Origin of the sequence: Kluyvera sp. CHPC 1.2972 (assembly GCF_036759925.1) — a bacterium.
Lineage (GTDB): Bacteria > Pseudomonadota > Gammaproteobacteria > Enterobacterales > Enterobacteriaceae > Kluyvera.
Genome location: NZ_JAPKIB010000001.1, coordinates 382,325 through 399,843 on the forward strand (window position 1 = coordinate 382,325; position 17,519 = coordinate 399,843).

16 protein-coding genes are annotated in these 17,519 nt (G+C 56.0%); all 16 read right to left on the reverse strand.

Annotated elements, in window-relative coordinates; genetic code table 11:
* Positions 1 to 3: 3 nt before the first annotated feature.
* Positions 4 to 1,398, reverse strand: a complete 1,395-nt coding sequence (gene wcaJ / locus V6944_RS01960) for an undecaprenyl-phosphate glucose phosphotransferase (RefSeq protein WP_333497680.1) — start codon at positions 1,396 to 1,398, stop codon at positions 4 to 6.
* Between the two features lie 118 nt (positions 1,399 to 1,516).
* Entirely contained in the window at positions 1,517 to 2,887 is a 1,371-nt protein-coding gene (cpsG, locus tag V6944_RS01965; protein ID WP_333497681.1) for a colanic acid biosynthesis phosphomannomutase CpsG, read from the reverse strand.
* Between the two features lie 106 nt (positions 2,888 to 2,993).
* Positions 2,994 to 4,430, reverse strand: a complete 1,437-nt coding sequence (cpsB, locus tag V6944_RS01970) for a mannose-1-phosphate guanyltransferase (protein WP_333497682.1) — start codon at positions 4,428 to 4,430, stop codon at positions 2,994 to 2,996.
* 3 nt (positions 4,431 to 4,433) lie between these two features.
* On the reverse strand, positions 4,434 to 5,657 hold the full coding sequence (gene wcaI, locus V6944_RS01975; RefSeq protein ID WP_333497683.1) for a colanic acid biosynthesis fucosyltransferase WcaI: 1,224 nt from the start codon (positions 5,655 to 5,657) through the stop codon (positions 4,434 to 4,436).
* Complete coding sequence (locus tag V6944_RS01980) at positions 5,654 to 6,133, reverse strand: GDP-mannose mannosyl hydrolase (protein WP_333497684.1); 480 nt, start codon at positions 6,131 to 6,133, stop codon at positions 5,654 to 5,656. Before V6944_RS01980 ends, wcaI begins: the two co-directional genes overlap by 4 nt.
* A 3-nt stretch (positions 6,134 to 6,136) precedes the next feature.
* Positions 6,137 to 7,102, reverse strand: a complete 966-nt coding sequence (gene fcl / locus V6944_RS01985) for a GDP-L-fucose synthase (protein WP_185666987.1) — start codon at positions 7,100 to 7,102, stop codon at positions 6,137 to 6,139.
* Positions 7,103 to 7,104: 2 nt separating this feature from the next.
* Positions 7,105 to 8,226, reverse strand: coding sequence for a GDP-mannose 4,6-dehydratase (gmd, locus tag V6944_RS01990; protein WP_185666986.1), 1,122 nt, complete (start codon positions 8,224 to 8,226; stop codon positions 7,105 to 7,107).
* A gap of 24 nt (positions 8,227 to 8,250) precedes the next feature.
* Positions 8,251 to 8,805, reverse strand: coding sequence for a colanic acid biosynthesis acetyltransferase WcaF (wcaF, locus tag V6944_RS01995; RefSeq protein WP_185666985.1), 555 nt, complete (start codon positions 8,803 to 8,805; stop codon positions 8,251 to 8,253).
* Positions 8,806 to 8,814: 9 nt separating this feature from the next.
* A complete protein-coding gene (gene wcaE, locus V6944_RS02000; RefSeq protein WP_333497685.1) occupies positions 8,815 to 9,561 on the reverse strand; it encodes a colanic acid biosynthesis glycosyltransferase WcaE in 747 nt (248 codons plus the stop codon).
* Positions 9,562 to 9,569: 8 nt separating this feature from the next.
* Positions 9,570 to 10,793: a colanic acid polymerase WcaD gene (gene wcaD / locus V6944_RS02005; protein ID WP_333497686.1), complete on the reverse strand. Its 1,224-nt coding sequence runs from the start codon at positions 10,791 to 10,793 to the stop codon at positions 9,570 to 9,572.
* Positions 10,768 to 11,985 (reverse strand): colanic acid biosynthesis glycosyltransferase WcaC, encoded by a 1,218-nt coding sequence (wcaC, locus tag V6944_RS02010; protein ID WP_333497687.1) that lies wholly within the window; start codon positions 11,983 to 11,985, stop codon positions 10,768 to 10,770. Before wcaC ends, wcaD begins: the two co-directional genes overlap by 26 nt.
* Positions 11,982 to 12,470 (reverse strand): colanic acid biosynthesis acetyltransferase WcaB, encoded by a 489-nt coding sequence (gene wcaB, locus V6944_RS02015; RefSeq protein ID WP_185667047.1) that lies wholly within the window; start codon positions 12,468 to 12,470, stop codon positions 11,982 to 11,984. The genes wcaC and wcaB overlap by 4 nt, the downstream gene beginning before the upstream one ends.
* Before the next feature lie 2 nt (positions 12,471 to 12,472).
* Positions 12,473 to 13,315 carry a colanic acid biosynthesis glycosyltransferase WcaA gene (gene wcaA / locus V6944_RS02020; RefSeq protein ID WP_333497688.1) on the reverse strand — a complete coding sequence of 281 codons (843 nt, stop codon included), beginning with the start codon at positions 13,313 to 13,315 and terminating at the stop codon, positions 12,473 to 12,475.
* A gap of 103 nt (positions 13,316 to 13,418) precedes the next feature.
* On the reverse strand, positions 13,419 to 15,581 hold the full coding sequence (gene wzc / locus V6944_RS02025) for a tyrosine-protein kinase Wzc (protein ID WP_333497689.1): 2,163 nt from the start codon (positions 15,579 to 15,581) through the stop codon (positions 13,419 to 13,421).
* Between the two features lie 2 nt (positions 15,582 to 15,583).
* Complete coding sequence (gene wzb / locus V6944_RS02030) at positions 15,584 to 16,027, reverse strand: low molecular weight protein-tyrosine-phosphatase Wzb (protein WP_333497690.1); 444 nt, start codon at positions 16,025 to 16,027, stop codon at positions 15,584 to 15,586.
* A gap of 5 nt (positions 16,028 to 16,032) precedes the next feature.
* Positions 16,033 to 17,166, reverse strand: coding sequence for a polysaccharide export protein (locus V6944_RS02035; RefSeq protein ID WP_333497691.1), 1,134 nt, complete (start codon positions 17,164 to 17,166; stop codon positions 16,033 to 16,035).
* Positions 17,167 to 17,519 lie beyond the last annotated feature (353 nt).

Sequence of the window (17,519 nt, forward strand, 5' to 3'; positions counted from 1 at the left end):
TCCTCAATAAGCTGCTTTATTGACGAAGCCTTTAAACACCGTCAGGAAAACAATTTTGATATCGAGCCACAGGCTCCACTCGCGGATGTACTCGAGGTCGAACTCCACCCGTTTTTCCATTTTTTCCAGGGTGTCGGTCTCGCCGCGCCAGCCGTTGATCTGCGCCCAGCCGGTGATACCAGGCTTCACTTTGTGACGTAGCATGTAGCCTTCAATCAGCTGACGGTACTGCTCGTTGTGCGCCACGGCGTGCGGGCGCGGGCCAACAATCGACATCCCGCCGGTGAGCACATTGATAAACTGCGGCAGTTCATCAAGCGAGGTCCGGCGCAGGAAGTTGCCGACTGGCGTCACGCGCGGGTCGTTCTGTGTCGCCTGAGTGACCACCTTGTCGTTCTCCATCACCTTCATTGAGCGGAATTTCCATACCTTGATAGGCTTGCCGTCCATGCCATAGCGGGTCTGGCGGAAAATAATCGGCCCCGGTGAACTGAGCTTCACCGCCAGCGCGATGCCGCACAGCGCAGGAGAGATAAGCAGCAGGATGCCGCTGGCCAGCACGATATCTTCCAGTCGTTTCAGGACGCGGTTTACGCCAGAGAGCGGCGTGTCATACAACGGAACGACGGGAATGCCGTTCACCACTTCGACGCGGGAGTGCAGGATGTTGAAAGTGAAGACATCCGGGATCAGCAGCACGGTGCAGGTGGTGTCGGCTAAGTCGCGTACCAGATTTTTAATCTGGGTTTCTTCCTGCATCGCCATGGAGATATAGACGTTGTGAATTTTGCCGTTACGCGCATCGTCGAGCAGTTGCTCGAAGTTGCCCATCCAATCGGTATTCACCCCGCCCGGTTTCGCATCGTGATAGCAGCCCACCACGGCATAGCCAAGCCACGGCTGATTGCGGAAGCTCTCCAGCAGCGCCTGCCCTTCCGGCATATCGCCCGCCACCGCCACATAACGGGTGTTGTAGCCGCGATGGCGCAGCACGCCCGCGCCGTAGCGGATAAACGCCCGGCTGGCCAGCATGCCGATGGTGCTCAGCAGATACCACGCCAGCCACATGGCGAAGTTGGTGTTGAAGTCATCGTTAAACGCCAGCAGCCCGGCGGTAAAAACCAGGCTCAACGTCCAGTTTTGCAGCAGCAGCAACAGCTCGGTGGTGATGCGAACACCACGCCATGAGCGATAAAAGTCGGTGATCCCACCGATCATCTGGAAGACCACCAGCGTGACCAGCGCCATCAGCAGATGCAGGTACAAAAACGGCAACGCGACCGCCTGACACACCAGCCACAGCCCACCTATCATGATGGTGATATCTGAGAAACGTTGCACCATGGAGATTAACGATGCATTCGTTTTGGCTCGTTCGCGCTTTTTTAGAGTCGTCATCGTTGGTCCTATTCAATGTGTTCCCCCTCACCCCGGCCCTCTCCCCGCAGGGGCGAGGGAGAAAACCGGACACTCCCCTCTCCCCTGTGGGGAGAGGGTTAGGGTGAGGGGGCAGTTATTACTGATTAAGCAGCGCCAGAATGTCCTGCGTTCGCGCATGCATCAGCGGTGTATTGCCGCGAGACTCCACGTTCAGACGCACCACCGGTTCGGTATTCGACGAGCGCAGATTAAAGCGCCAGTCGGCGAACGCCAGGCTGATGCCGTCGGTGCGGTCAATCTCCAGCGCGCTGCCGGCAAAATGCGCCTCTACCCGGGCAATCGCCTCCGACGGCGCTTTCAGCTGGCTGTTGATCTCTCCGCTTGCCGGGAACGCCGCCATACGGTCATGCACTAGTTGCCCCAGGGTTTTGCCCTTCAGGCACAGCAGTTCGCTTACCAGCAGCCACGGGATCATCCCGCTGTCGCAGTAGGCAAAATCACGGAAATAGTGGTGAGCGCTCATCTCGCCGCCGTACACCGCGTCGTCTTTACGCATGCGCTCTTTGATAAACGCGTGGCCGGTTTTCGACATTACCGGCGTGCCGCCCGCAGCGGTCACTACATCAACAGTGTTCCAGGACAGACGCGGGTCGTGAATGATGCGCGCACCGGGGTTTTTCTCGAGGAAGGCTGCCGCCAGCAGGCCAACGATGTAGTAGCCTTCGATAAACTGCCCCTGCTCGTCGAACAGGAAGCAGCGGTCGAAATCACCGTCAAAGGCGATACCCATATCGGCACCGTACTTCAGCACCGCATCACGGGTGTCGTCGCGGCACTCCGGCAGCAGCGGGTTAGGAATACCGTGCGGGAAGTTGCCGTCCGGGTTGTTATGTACCTTAATCAGGCTGACCGGCACGTTCAGTGCCTTGAAACGGGCTTCCAGCGCATCAATAACCGGGCCCGCCGCGCCGTTGCCGGAGTTAATCACCAGCTTGAGCGGGGTGAGATTTTTCACGTCGATATAGCCCAGCAGATGGTCAACGTAGGCATCGCGCAGGTTAATGTGCTGATAGCTACCGCGTTTTGCTTCGTCCACCGGCGGGAAGACGTTCTCTTCCGCCAGGCGCTGAATATCACGCAGCCCGGTGTCGCCGCTGATGGGACGCGCGCCTTCACGCACCAGCTTCATGCCGTTGTAATCCATCGGGTTATGGCTGGCAGTCACTTCAATACCGCCATCCACGCCGAGATGGAAGGTGGCGAAATAGATCTCTTCGGTACCGGCAAGGCCAATATCCAGCACATCCACGCCCGCATCGCGCAGGCCGCGCGCCAGCGCCAACTTCAACGCTTCGCTGGTCAGGCGTACGTCGCCGCCCAGCACCACGGTTTTCGGTTTCAGGTACTCGCCATAGGCGCGACCAATGCGGCAGGCAATCTCTTCGTTCAGCTCTTCGCCCAGCTTGCCGCGAATATCATAGGCTTTAAAACAGGTCAGCTTTTTCATGTTTTTACCTTTCTTCAGGCAGCAGTTAGCCCTGACCGGTGAGGGTCATGATTTTTCATGTCGTGAGTTGCCGGATGGCGCTGCGCCATCCGGCAGAATAGGCGCGCTACACGCGCCCGTAGCGGTCGGCGAATCGCACCACGTCGTCCTCTTCGAGATAGGCGCCGGAGCGCACTTCAATCAGGTCGAGCGGAATTTTCCCCGGGTTTTCCAGACAGTGGGTCACGCCCAGCGGGATGTAGATGGATTCGTTTTCACCCAGCAGGGTGATCTCATCATTGAGGGTCACTTTGGCGGTGCCAGCCACCACAATCCAGTGTTCGGCCCGGTGGTGATGCATCTGCAGAGAGAGCCCCTCGCCCGGCTTCACGGTGATGCGCTTCACCTGGTAGCGATCGCCGGAGTCGATAGAGTCGTATTTGCCCCACGGGCGATAGACTTCACGATGAATATGGTGTTCGTGACGGCCATCGGCCTTAATTTTCTCGACCACCTTTTTCACGTCCTGCACCGCGTTGCGATCGGCGATAAGCACCGCGTCTTTGGTCTGCACCACCACCAAATCCTTTACCCCGACGGTCGTCACCAGGCCGGATTCCGCGTAGACGTAGCTGTTCTCGGTTTTATGGCTGATCACATCGCCGTGGTGCACGTTGCCTTCCGGCGTATGGTTGCTGATTTCCCACAGCGATGACCAGGAACCTACGTCGCTCCAGCCTGCGTCCATCGGCACCACGACCGCGTCGTGGGTGCGTTCCATCACCGCATAGTCGATAGACTCGTCCGGGCAGCTCAGGAAGGCCTCTTCCTCAACGCGGATAAAATCGAGATCCGGGTCGGTGACGTTCATCGCTTTTTCACAGGCACTCAGAATGTCCGGGCGATATTTGCCCAGCTCTTCCAGGTAACGCCCGGCGCGGAACAGGAACATGCCGCTGTTCCAGTAGTATTCACCGCAGGCAACGTAGGCCTGAGCGGTATCAAGATTCGGTTTTTCGACAAACTGCGCCACTTCAAAAGCCAGCGCCTCACCGGCAGCCGGGCTCACGTTGCCGCGCCGAATATAGCCATAGCCGGTTTCCGGCAGGCTCGGCACGATACCGAACGTCACCAGCTTGCCGCTTTCGGCGTACGGCGTGGCATCGCGTACCGCGGCGCGGAAGGCATCTTCGTCCTGAATGACGTGGTCTGCCGCCAGCACCAGCATCAGCGGGTCGTTATCCGGCTCACGGCGAACAGCGGCCAGCGCGGCCAGCGCAATCGCCGGGGCGGTGTTGCGTCCGGCGGGTTCCAGAATGATGTTTTCGGTCAGCTTGTTCAGCTGGCGCAACTGCTCAGCGACGATAAAACGGTGCTGCTCGTTGCAGATAACCACCGGACTCGCGCATTTCACCCCTTCCAGGCGGTTAACCGTGGCCTGCAGCATGGTCATGTCCCCTTTCAGGCACAGGAACTGCTTGGGGTAGAGCACTCGGGACAATGGCCACAGGCGGCTGCCCGAGCCACCGGCCATCACGACCGGGAAAAGCGTAGATTGACTCATCGTTTAACCCCGAATATCAGCAATAAATTGGTTAAGAACGTGCTCTTTTTCGAGCGAGCGTTCTGCCCAGGCGCGGGCTACCGCGTTGCGTTTTGGCATACTCAGCGCCTGTTCAATTCCTTCCACCAGCGACGGAACCGATTCAGGCGTGACGCACACCGCTATGCCTGGGTTGTCGAGACACAGCTGTCCAAGCTCGGTGTCCGCCTCTGCGGTGATCACCGCGTTACCGCCCACCGCCAGAATATTGGTCAGTTTGGACGGCAGTACCGCATCCGCCGCGCCGCGTTTCTGGATAACCAGATGGCAGTCGCCCATTGCCAGCAGGGCGGGTAAATCTTCATAGGATTGCAGCGGCAGGAACTTCACGTTATCCAGCCCGCGTTCAGTGGCCATTTTTTCCAGCCGCGCTTTGCCGCCGCCCTGGCCGACAATCACAAACAGCAGCGGCTGTTCACGAAACTGTTCCGCCGCGCTAATCACGCTTTCCAGCCCCTGCTTTTCGCCGATGTTGCCGGAATAAAGCACTATCTTGCGGTCATCGGGCAGCCCCAGCCGCTGACGCAGCGCGATAACCAGCGTTTCAGGCACCTCGCGGAAGCGGGAAACCTCAGACCAGTTAGGGAAGAAGATCACCTTCTCTGTCGGAACGCCTTTCTCACAGGCTTTGTTCATCATCGAACGCGAGATAGTCGAAACGTTGTCGACGTTGTGCAGGCCGCTGCGCTCAAAGGCGCTGGCGAGCTTCGCCACCTTGCCGGACTTGCCTTTACCGGCCATGCCGAGCCCTAACATGGCGTCGACTTCATAATCCTGAATATGCAGCAGCGTACGCGCCCCGGAGAGTTTGCCTAACAGGCGCATGCCCGGCGTGCAAAACAGGGTCGGCACGACGCCGATAATGCGGTCCGGCTTCCAGCGCCGCTGGGCCATCAGCGGGAAGAAGCTGCTGAGCGCAAAGCTGCCAAGATGCAGCAGGCGCTTGAGCGTCGAGGGCTGCTTCGGCACGTACAGCGGGCAGCGCCACACGGTGGCATCACCCTCTTCCCGGCGGTAGCGCCAGCTGGAGTAGTTCACGCCAACCTGCCACTCCGGGTAGTACGGCGGTGCGGTAATCACCCGTACCTCGTGGCCCTGACGCGCCATCCACTCCACCATCTCGCCGGTGTATTTGCCGATGCCGGTCAGTTCAGGTGAGTAGTTAATGCCATACACCAGAATTTTCATAAGCCCGGTACCTCGGCCATTTTGTCGACCCGGAAGTAGGCGCGGCTGTTTTCGTGGACGTTGTCCGCCGCTAGCAGCGCCTTAGGACTCATCCAGCGATAGTCGTTATGCTGAGCTTCCGGAAGCGTGAGCGCCTCGGCGTCCACCTGCAGGCGGAACCCCAGTACGATGTAGTGAGTTGAGAAGTCCGCGCCCGAGAAGTTGTCGTCATAAAAATGCTGCCAGACGCCGTAGAAGCGGCCTACCGTCATCGGCAGGCTCAGCCCCAGTTCCGCCTGGGTGAGGCGAGCAAACGCCTCGGCCAGCAGTTCATCTTTCTGTACCCGTCCGCCGGGGACAAACCAGTACCCCTGCGCCGGACGGTTGGTGCGTTTACCCAGCAGAAACTCGCCCTGCGCGTTCTCCACGATCAGGTCGATGGAAATCAGCGGCGTAGACTGTACCACGGTGGCAAACGCCTCCTCGCTCAGAAACATGCGTTACCCCCGGAAGCGGTGCTGGTTTTCGAGGAACCACTGGTAGGTGCTGGCAAGCCCAGCCTCCAGTGAAATCTCGTGATACCAGCCCAGTTGATGCAGGCGCGATACGTCGAGCAGCTTGCGCGGCGTCCCGTCCGGCTTGGTGGCGTCGAACACCACGCGGCCTTTGAAGCCCACCACTTTTGCCAGCGTCTGCGCCAGCTCGCGGATGGTGCAGTCAACGCCGGTGCCGACGTTAATGTGCGACAGCATTGGCTGGGTGTTGTCGAGCCACACGCTGCGGTCCAGCTCCATCACGTGGATGCTGGCGGCCGCCATATCATCGACGTGAAGGAACTCGCGCATCGGCGTACCGCTGCCCCACACCACCACGTCGGCATCATTCTTCTGCACCGCCTCGTGGAAGCGGCGCAGCAGCGCCGGGATCACGTGGGAGTTGCTCGGGTGGAAGTTATCGTTCGGCCCGTACAGGTTGGTCGGCATCACCGAGCGATAGTCGCGATTGTGCTGACGGTTGTAGGATTCGCACAGCTTGATCCCGGCGATTTTGGCAATCGCGTACGGCTCATTGGTGGCTTCCAGCGTACCCTGCAGCAGTTCGCTCTCGTGCATCGGCTGGTTGGCCATCTTCGGATAAATACAGGATGAACCGAGAAACAGCAGCTTGTTCACGTTGTGCGTATGCGCCGCGTGAATGATGTTGCTTTCAATCATCATGTTTTCGTAGATGAAGTCCGCCGGGAAGGTGTTGTTGGCGACAATACCGCCCACCTTCGCCGCTGCCAGATACACCTGAGTGATATTTTCGCGGGCGAAGAAGTCATGCACCTCGCGGCTGTCCAGCAGGTTAAGCTCGTCGCGGCTGCGCAGAACCAGATCCACGTCGCCGCGCAGCTCAAGCTGTCGGACGATGGCAGAGCCCACCATTCCCCGGTGGCCCGCCACAAAAATACGTTCTCTGGTCATGCTTAAGACTCCAGCGCAATCGCCACTTCGTAACCGTGGGATTTCAGCAGGGAATGTTTTTTCGCCGCTTCAAGGTCTTTGGCGACCATTTCAGAGACCATCTCCTGCAGGGTGATTTCCGGTTTCCAGCCCAGTTTTTCGTGCGCTTTGGTTGGGTCGCCCAGCAGGGTTTCCACTTCCGCCGGACGGAAGTAGCGTGGGTCAACGGCCACCATCACATCACCCGGCTTCACACCCGGCGCATCATGACCGGTGACGGAGACCACAATTCCCTTCTCTTCCACACCAGTGCCTTCAAAGCGCAGTTTGATACCGAGCTGTGCTGCCGCCATTTCAACGAACTGGCGCACGGAATACTGCACGCCGGTGGCGATAACGAAATCTTCCGGCTGTTCCTGCTGCAGCATCATCCACTGCATTTTGACGTAGTCTTTGGCATGGCCCCAGTCACGCAGAGAGTCCATGTTGCCGAGGTACAGGCACTTCTCCAGACCCTGGGCAATATTGGCAATCGCACGGGTGATTTTGCGGGTGACGAAGGTTTCGCCGCGGCGCGGGGATTCGTGGTTGAACAGGATGCCGTTACAGGCGTACATGCCGTAGGATTCACGGTAGTTGACGGTGATCCAGTAGGCATAAAGCTTGGCAACAGCATACGGCGAGCGTGGGTAGAACGGCGTGGTCTCTTTCTGCGGGATCTCTTGCACCAGGCCGTACAGTTCAGAGGTGGACGCCTGATAGAAACGGGTTTTCTTCTCCAGGCCCAGGAAGCGGATAGCTTCCAGCAGGCGCAGCGTGCCCATCGCATCCACATCGGCGGTATATTCCGGGGATTCAAACGACACGGCCACGTGGCTCATCGCACCGAGGTTGTACACTTCGTCCGGCTGCACTTCCTGCAGAATACGCGTCAGGTTGGAACTGTCGGTCAAATCGCCATAGTGCAGGTGAAATTTCGGGTTGCTGCTGTGCGGATCCTGGTAGATGTGATCGACACGTTCGGTGTTAAAGGAGGAAGCACGACGTTTGATCCCATGAACTTCATACCCTTTTTCCAGCAGCAGTTCCGCCAGATAAGAACCATCCTGCCCGGTTACGCCGGTAATAAGTGCGACTTTCGACATTATATTTTCCTCAAATAGTCCCGTTTAGGGAGTAACTTTCTCAACGCGTTCACGCGTGACCACTGCGGGATTGCCACGGCAAATCACCTTTGCCGGTAGCGATTTAAAAACGCTGCTTCGTGCACCGACGATGGTGCCGTCGCCAATCGTGACGCCGGGAGCAACGAAGACATCCGTTGCCAGCCAGCATTTTTCACCGACCACAATCGGCGTGGCATTAATATCAAAATGCGCGCTCTGATAATCGTGGCTGCCGGTGCATAAATAACATTTCTGTGAAACGACGGAATTTGCCCCAAGGGTAATGTCGCCGAGGGTATATAACACGGCGTCGTCCCCAACCCAGGCATAATCACCGATGGTTAATTTCCACGGGTAGGTGATTTTTACCGACGGGCGAATCACTACGTTTTTTCCTATTTTTGCGCCAAATAAACGTAATAAAAATACGCGCCAGCGGTAGAGTATCTGCGGAGACCAGGCAAATAATGTCGCCTGCACTGCCCACCAGAGTTGCACTTTTATGCCCCCGGCACCGCGAAAACCTTTGGGCACCGTAAAGCCAGATAATTCCTGCATCCTGTTTCCTTATGCTTTGTGATATAAGGCTTTGGTTTTCCCGGTTGTCCGCAGGCGTAACAAATAAGATAATTCCGTCAGTACGGCTGGCATGCATAATATTTCTTGCTGCACTTTTTTAGCATCCCGACACAATTGCAGATTATTGGTGGTTGACACGCCGCCCATTGAAAATTCCGACACCAACCCTTTAATTCGCTTAAAGGCATAACCTGATTTATACATTCTGGCGGCCAGCGCATAATCTGACGACACGCGGTACTGCACATCATAAGGATAATTTTTCAGCCCACGCAGCGGGAAGAAAATAGCCTGATGACTCGCGGGTAGGCTGTGGTAAATATACCAGCCTTGCTTCGCACTGCGGCGAATCTGGGTGCCGTCGCCGAAGTCGAGCATCGCGTCACCGAGGTACATGGCATCATCGCTCTTGCCACGAAGCTGGCGGACAAACTGCGAGACGTCTGGGTGAAAGCTGTCGCCGGAGTTAAGGAACAACACGAACTTGCCCTGCGCCATGCGAATGCCTTTATTCATCGCGTCGTACAGCCCTTTATCCGGCTCACTGACGTAGCGTAACTGGTACTGTCCATTACGTTTTTCGAGAAATTCTGCGGTACCATCTTCCGAACCACCGTCGACCACAATCCACTCAAATGCAAGGCTCGGATCGTTCGCCAGATGGGCCAGCGAACGCCAGGTTTTCATCACGCCTTCCACGTTGCGAAACGCCACGGTCACCACACTTAACAACATGTTCCACCTCATCTGTTGTCGGCAATATTCAGCGCTTTACGCAGAATAAAGGGACACACAATTAAAAATGCATATTCCGGGCTAAATATCGAACCGGTAAAAAATAGTGATACCGGCGTGAATAAATACAGCTGCACAGCGAAATTGCAATTATTCCCAAAAGCGTTAATGAACATTTTAAACACGCAATACAGATAGCCGATTGTTAATATCACGGCAAACCAGGAGAAATAGATCATTAACAGATACAGACCATTGTCTATGGTTTTACCGACATCCGCACCGTTAAATATTCCGAATGATGCAACATATTCGTAAAGAGAACCAAAGCGCACCACCCCATCAATACTGGTTAACGAATAACCGACCATCACCAGCGGGCCAATAATACGGTAATACGATGACGAACCTTCCGTCCCCAGGTCACCAATACGTTCTGCAATATAGGGGCCAGCAAATATCAAACCAACAAAAAATGCGCCTAAAGAAATAATTGCTAACGGTAATTTCTTTTGAATCGCCTCTTTGTTCAGATACTGAAATGCCCACTCCAGCAGATAAAACAGGATAAATGTCATTACCCCGGAGAACGATCCTGAAAGAATTATCCCTGCGAGAATCATAGCATCAGATTTTGGGGTTTTGATACCAAACTGTTTGATGCAAAGCCAAATTGAGATTAATGCCAGAGCGAAGAATGCCGGTTCAAAATAGAGTGCCGTGGTGCGCTTCCCGCCAAATTTGATAAAGTTCAGAACATAGCTATTACTGTAAATAAGATATTTCGAAATCATCTCAATCAAACTACTACTGCCGGAAAGAATAATTTGCACCATTTCAAGGGCCGCCAGCATCACCACGATGCCGATAACGACGTAAAAGAAGCGCAGGATCTTACGGTGGTTGTGCGGCGAAATGGTTTTAAAGCGAATGCTCCAGACCATACCAATGATGATAACGATGTAGACAAACAGCATCGTTGAGGTGACGTATTTACTCGGGTCCAGGGACTGGCCGAACACGTAGTTGAACAGCGTTAACCCCACGCCAAGCCCGAGGGCAATCATCAGCTTTTTCAGGTTAATGCGTTCAACGTACAGCAGCAGCAGCAATGGGAGAAAGGTCACGATGGTGATGGGAAAACTCTCGCCAAGCTGCGCCAGCTTCACGTTCACCAGCAGATAGATTAACGGCAGCAGCAGATAGCTACAGACTCTGATAGAACGAGACATATTCCTCCAGCATCTGTTGTCCGCTATAGGCTTTACGGCTGCGGGCGCTGAACGCGCTGAGCGTGGTGCCAAATACCGCTTCGGCAATCTCCGCTTTTGGCAGCTGTACCAACGAAAGCACCGCGCTTTCGTCAACCGTATGACCGCCGGATTTTTCCAGCACCTCTTTTGCCGCCTCGCTGTGGGTGGCAATCACCGGCACGCCAATGGAGAGCGCTTCGCAAAGAATCAGCGGGTAGTTATCAACGCGAGAGCTAAACAGCAGCGCATCGAGCGGGTTGAGTTCGCTCATCAGCTGGCGCTTGTCGGTGAGAAAACCGTGGTTCACCACGTTGGCGCCGTCAAACGGTGAAAACTTACCGAAGGTATGAATTTCCACCTTATCGCCGAGCGCCATGATGTCGCGCACCAGACGCTGGTTGGTTTTACCGTCATAGCGCAGGTCGTGGGCAACAACGGCAATTTTCGGCCGCGGCGCGGTCGCCGTCATTGGCTTCAGTTCTGCCAGAATCGCTTCGGTAGCGACATCAATGCCGTTGTTGATAATCAGGCAGCGTCCTGGGCCGTAAAGGCTATTAAACGCTTCGGCCACGTGTTGGCTGGGGGAGATAAACTGGCAACCGAGCGCGAGCATACGGCGGAAGAGATGGCGTTTTTCCTCCACCTGCTGATGCGCACGGTCAACCTTAACCGGCGGATAGTTGTCGAGGGTCGGACACTGATGACAGCCGTTTTTCCAGCCATCGCAGCCGTCGAGAAACGCGCAGCGCCCGGTCACGCTCCAGTGATCGTGCAGGGTCCAGACCAGCGTGACGTCCGCTTTATGCGCCTTAACGCGCTCGCAGAAATCAATCATCTCCGCCAGGTTCAGCCAGTAGCTGTGCATGACGTGAAAATGCAGCACCACCGGCCCCTCGGTGCGAGTCACCTGACGATAAAGGTTATTCAGATTGCCAAACAGGTCGCGGTTGAACAGGCGGAACAGCGCCAGGTTTGCTATCGACGTCAGACGCGCGGTCTGTTTTACCACCTGCGGATAACGCTCGTGGCTGACGCTCTTTTTGCCGCCCTTACCGTAGCCGTAGATAAACTGCGAGGACAGCCCCTGACGCAGCGCGCGCTGATGCAGGTCCAGCGCCACGCCCGCCGCGCCGCCTTCGGCGAGGCGCACGTTAAATTGCAGAATATTCATTTGATTACCTTCACTCGAGCCTTTTCGCCCACCACCAGCGCATGGTCGGGAATATCGTCCAGCACCACGCTTCCTGCGCCGATGGTTACCTGATTACCGATGGTGATGCCGCCGATGATGACCACGTTGGCGCCCAGTTCCACACCGTTACCCAGCGTCGGACAGGCCAGGCTATCTGGGCCACGGTTACCGAGCGTGACGCCGTGGCGAATGGTGAAGTCATCCCCCGCCACCACGTTTTTATTGATCACCACCGCATAGCCGTGGTGAATGGTGAAGCGTCGGCCAATGGTCGCCGCCGCCTGAATTTCATAGCCAAAGACGCATTCGGTGATGAGGCGATAAAGCACCAGCACCGGCGCGGCCCACAGATTGTTGAGCACATTTTTCTTACGCCACACCGAACAGAAATGGGCAATGCGATAGGCGGTGACCATGCAGCACGGGCGCAGGCTCCAGCTATTGGCGCGTAGATCTTCCAGCAGCATTATTTACTCCGTAATCCGTCTACCCAGCGCTTACCGTTACGCACCGACAGGAGCGTCAGAAACGTCTTCCAGGTCATTCGCTTATTGCGAATCTGGTACAGGGTGAACAGCTGATACTTCTTGCTGGCGCGGTCAAACTTCGCTTTGTGCTTGCGATAGAAGCTGAAGTAGCCGGAGAATTTTTTCGGCGAGGAGGTGATCTGCATCTCCCCGTGGTTGATGTGCAGGATTTGCGTCGCCGCCTCAATTTTCCACGGCTCGCCGTAGGCCATCACCATGCGCAGAAAGATGTCGTAATCCTGTGCCGCCTTTAGTTCGGTATCGAACAGGCACTCTTTAAAGCGCCACGCCCAGCTAAACACCTGGTTGCCAATAATGTTGCGCTTATAGAACAGCTCGCGAGAGAACGGGGATTTCGGGTACAGCGGCAGGCTGGCGGGTTGCGAATAGACTTCGCCTTCGCAGACATAGTCATTAGCGTAGAGAAACGCATGGCTGTTGAGCTGCTGTTTGTCCGCCAGAAAGGTCGAGAGCCGGGTTGGCGTCCACTCATCGTCATCGTCGATGCCGGTAATAAACTGGCCTCTGGCCTGTAAAATGGCCTGGTTACGCACCGCGCAGGCTCCAGAGTTAAAGGGGTTGTGGGTGTACTGCACGCGGCTATCGTTCAGCTCGGCGATGTACTGCTGGAGCTGCTCGACGCTGCTGGAGCAGTCATCGACGATAATCATTTCCCAATGGGGATAGTCCTGACGCAGCACCGACTTGATGGCGCGAATCGCCAGCTGCTGTCGGTTCCAGGTCGGCATATAGATGGAGATCAACGGATAGTCTGTTGGCATGGGATATCCCTTATCGAGTAGCCCGGCCGAGCGAAGCGACGCCGGGAATACCCCGGAGTCGGCGCTCGCGCACCTCGTCCGGGCTACAGGTGAGGCACTAAAATTATTTCGAATCCGACTGATACTCGTACTCGTAATAGCCGTAATCCTGATAACCGGTAGCACGGCGGAAAATAGAGTTCAGAATCACCCCTTTCACCGCGATGCCGTTTTGCTCAAAGCGGCTCAGGCTGGTCTCCACTTCTTTGAGCGTATTGACCGCGTAACGCGTCACCATCAGCGTGGTGCCCGCATGGCGGCCCACAATTGCAGCGTCGGTGACGGCGAGAATTGGCGGGGTATCAATCAGTACCAGGTCGTAGTTCGCACTCCCCCATTTCAACAGTTCGCTAAAACGCTCCCCCATCAGCAGTTCAGACGGGTTCGGCGGGATCTGCCCGCGAGGGACGAGGTCAAAATTGGCCACCGAGGTTTTCTTCGCGCAGTGCTCAATCGCCGTTTTACCCACCAGCACGTCCGACAGACCGTTATCGTTGGTGGTGCCGAGCAGCTCGTGGGAGTAGCCCTTACGCATATCGCAGTCGATCATCAGCACTCGCTTGTTGGTCTGGCTAATCACCGCCGCGAGGTTGGCGCAGACGAAGGTCTTACCGATTGACGGGCTGACCCCGGTCATCATCAGCACGTTGTTTTGCGCCTGCATCATGGCGAAGTGCAGGCTGGTACGCAGGCTGCGAATCGCCTCAATCGCGAGGTCAGTCGGGTTACCGACCGCCAGCAGTTGGCTCTGCTTGTAGCGCTTCACGCCGTTAGTGCTTTTCACGCTGTCGCGGGATTTTTGCCATTCCGAAAGTGGAATACTGGCGTACACGTTGATGCCGTGCTCTTCCAGCACCTGCGGACTTTCGATACCGCGGTTAAACAACGACCGCAGCAGCACGCCGACAATCGACAGCATCAGGCCGAGGATAATGCTGCCCAGCACAATCAGCGCTTTCTTCGGCTTCACCACGCCCGGCTGGGTAATCGCCGGGTCGACGATGCGCACATCGCCCACGGTGCTGGCCCTGGTGATTTTCAGCTCCTGCTGCTTGTTCAGCAGCTGCATGTAAACCTGCTGACCAGACTCTACGTCGCGAGTCAGACGTAAAATTTCCTGCTGGGTTTTCGGCATCGCGGTTACCCGCTGGCTCAGTTTTGCCTTCTCCTCTTCCAGCGTCCGGCGTTTTTCCAGCAGCGTGCGGTACGCTGGGTGGATTTTGGTGTACAGCTTGGAGATTTCCGCTTCCCGGAAGGTCAGTTCGTTGAGTTGAGCATCGATGTTCACCATCGAGTCGAGCACCGATTTAGCCTCCAGCGGCAGGTCAACGGAGTCTTTCTGCTGACGGTAGGCGTTCAGTTTGTTTTCGGCGATATCAAGCTGGCTGCGCACCTGCGGCAGCTGCACTTCGAGGAACTCCAGGCTCTTTGCCGCCTCTTCCGATTTACGCGCCACGTTTTGCGCCAGGTAGTTGCGGGCGATGCTGTTAAGGATTTCGCGAATCTGGTCCTTATCTTCCCCCACCATCGTCAGCGTCAGCACGCCGGAGTCTTTACCGTCTTCGGTCACGCTCAGGCTGTTTTGCAGGGTATTGATCATCCCCAGCGTCGAGTATTTGACGATCGTAAAGCTGGCTCCTTCATCGGCGGCAATCCCTGCAACCATCAGCGACACGCCGTCTTTGTTGACAGGCTCACCCACTTTGCCATCGACGCTGAAACCATTATCGTTACTGAAACGGAAGGTGGTTGGACTCAGCACGTCCAGCGTGAAGGTGCTGTCCGCCATCGCCGCCGGGCGCTCGAAGGTGGTGACTTTGACGGTCTGGTTCTGGCGTCCCATCAAGCGATCCCACCCTGCCCCCAGGACAGGGAAGGTGTTTTTACTGACCGCAATATCGAGATCCAGATCGTCGACGGTTTTGCCGAGCACCAGACGTGAGGTGATCATCTGGATCTCCGCCTCAGAGGCCGGTGGCTTGCTGGTTAAGGCGTTGCTGATATCCTGCACCAGCGCGCTGCCCTGGTTTTGCTCAATACGCACCAGCGCATCGGCACTGTAGATAGGCGTAGCGAAGATGGCGTAGACAATCGCGGCAGCGGCGAACAGCGCCGTAATACCCGCGACCCACCACTTAGCTTCAATAACGGTACCCACCAGGCGGCCAATATCAATCTCATCGCCGCCCGAGGCCGCCGGGCTTATTTGTTTTACTTTATCAGTCATAGTTATCCCTGCTGCGCTTTCAATGCCTGCGCCCACTGGCTGGCAGATCTGTCGAGTAACTGGTACACCGCTTCAAATGCCTCACGGCTTTTGCGATACGGGTCGGGGATTTCACGCTCGTCATCCCAATGGCCAAACAGCATTACCTTGCCGCGCATCTCTGGCGCTATTTCATGCAAGGTAGCCACATGCCGTCTCTCCATCGCCAGGATCAGGTCGTACTCCCGGCACATGCGCCCGGAGACTTGCCGCGCGCAGTGGCCATCAAGCGAAATATCATGCACCGCTGCGACGCTGGCGGCGCGTTCATCCGCCGCTTTTCCCACCAGCGCGCCCAGCCCCGCCGACTCGACGGTGACCGCCGGAAGATGACGGCGTAACAGACGTTCTGCCGTGGGGGAACGACAGATGTTCCCCACGCATACCACAAGAATTTTGTTAAACATGACGGTTACCAGGTGTGAATGTCTTTCGCCGAGTCGGTCATGTAGCGAACGCCACTGATGGTCGGCAACAGTTGGTTGATCAGACGGTTCCAACGGGCAACCGGTGCGGTAGTGACGTAAACCACGTCGTAAGGCTGCAGGACAAAGTTGGTCGCCATCACCAGCGAGGTCGCATCGGACATATCCAGCTGATAAACGTTGGCCATCTTGCCGTTGTTGCCCGCTTTGGTTGGACGAATCACGAAGATGCCGCTGGCGTCCGAAGTCGTCAGGTCGATACCTTCCGCCTGGCCGAGCGCTTCGGTCAGCGTCATGCCGCTGAAGTCCATTTTGAGCGTGCTCTGTTTCTTCACTTCGCCCATCACGAACACTTTCAGGTCATCGTTGCGCGGTACGAACAGAATATCGCCCGGATAAAGCAGGCGGTTCTGGCTCAGATCGCCGTTCTGCATCAGCGCCTGCACGGAAATACGCTGCTCGCGACCGTCGTGCGTCAGCACCACGTTGCGCCAGTCGGCCAGTTCGCCCAGCCCACCGGCGGCGTTAATGGCGTCCAGGATGGTCAGCGGTACGTTGGTGATCGCCTGCTGGCCAGATTTATTCACCTGACCGGAGACGTAGACTTTCTGCGAGCGGAAGGCGGCGACGTTGACGTCCACCTGCGGATCATTGATATAGGCGGCGAGGCGTTGGGTAATGACCTGGCGTATTTCCGCCAGCGTGCGCCCTTTCACCTGCACCTTGCCGATGTAGGGATAGAAAATGCTACCGTCAGGCTGAACCCAGTTGCCGGTATCGCTGGAGCTACGATACTGCCCCGCCGGGGTCGTCAGTTCCGGGTGGTCCCAGACGGTAACGTTCAGTACATCGCCCGACCCCACGCGGTACTGGTAATTGCTTAACTCCTGATCCAGCGACATGTTGGGCTGCGCGACGTTAGGCCGCGGGCGTAATTGTTCAATCAGTCGCGGGGTCAGCGGATAAACATTCACCATTCGGCCAATGTCATAATCAGCATCCTGCTGCTTAATCACATCTTTTCCGTAGGTAGACATATTGCTGCCGGGAAGTATGGTGCAACCACTCATCAAGGTTACCGACACCAATAATGGCATCAATTTTAGTTTGGATTTCATCATTGATTATTTATCACTTTGGCAGAAAATTACCCTGTGCGAATTAAATTAATCCGTACCATTTGATTACCACTACATCCACCATGCATTTAATTACTGATGAATATAAATGGCATATATCCGAAAAAAGTTTGGATTCATCCGCAGGCTATTGACAGAATAATCGAGGCTTCGCTTCACGCCTTCAGGCACGCTACCGCCCTTGGCCCACTGCTACCAATTCACCTAAAAATCATGTTGTTATATAAAATTCAGCCACGCTAAAAATTAGAATGGAGAATATTCCTGGATATATAATGCAGGTTCTGTCATTCCCGCATGACTATTTTATGAAGTACCTCAATGGCTATTCCATT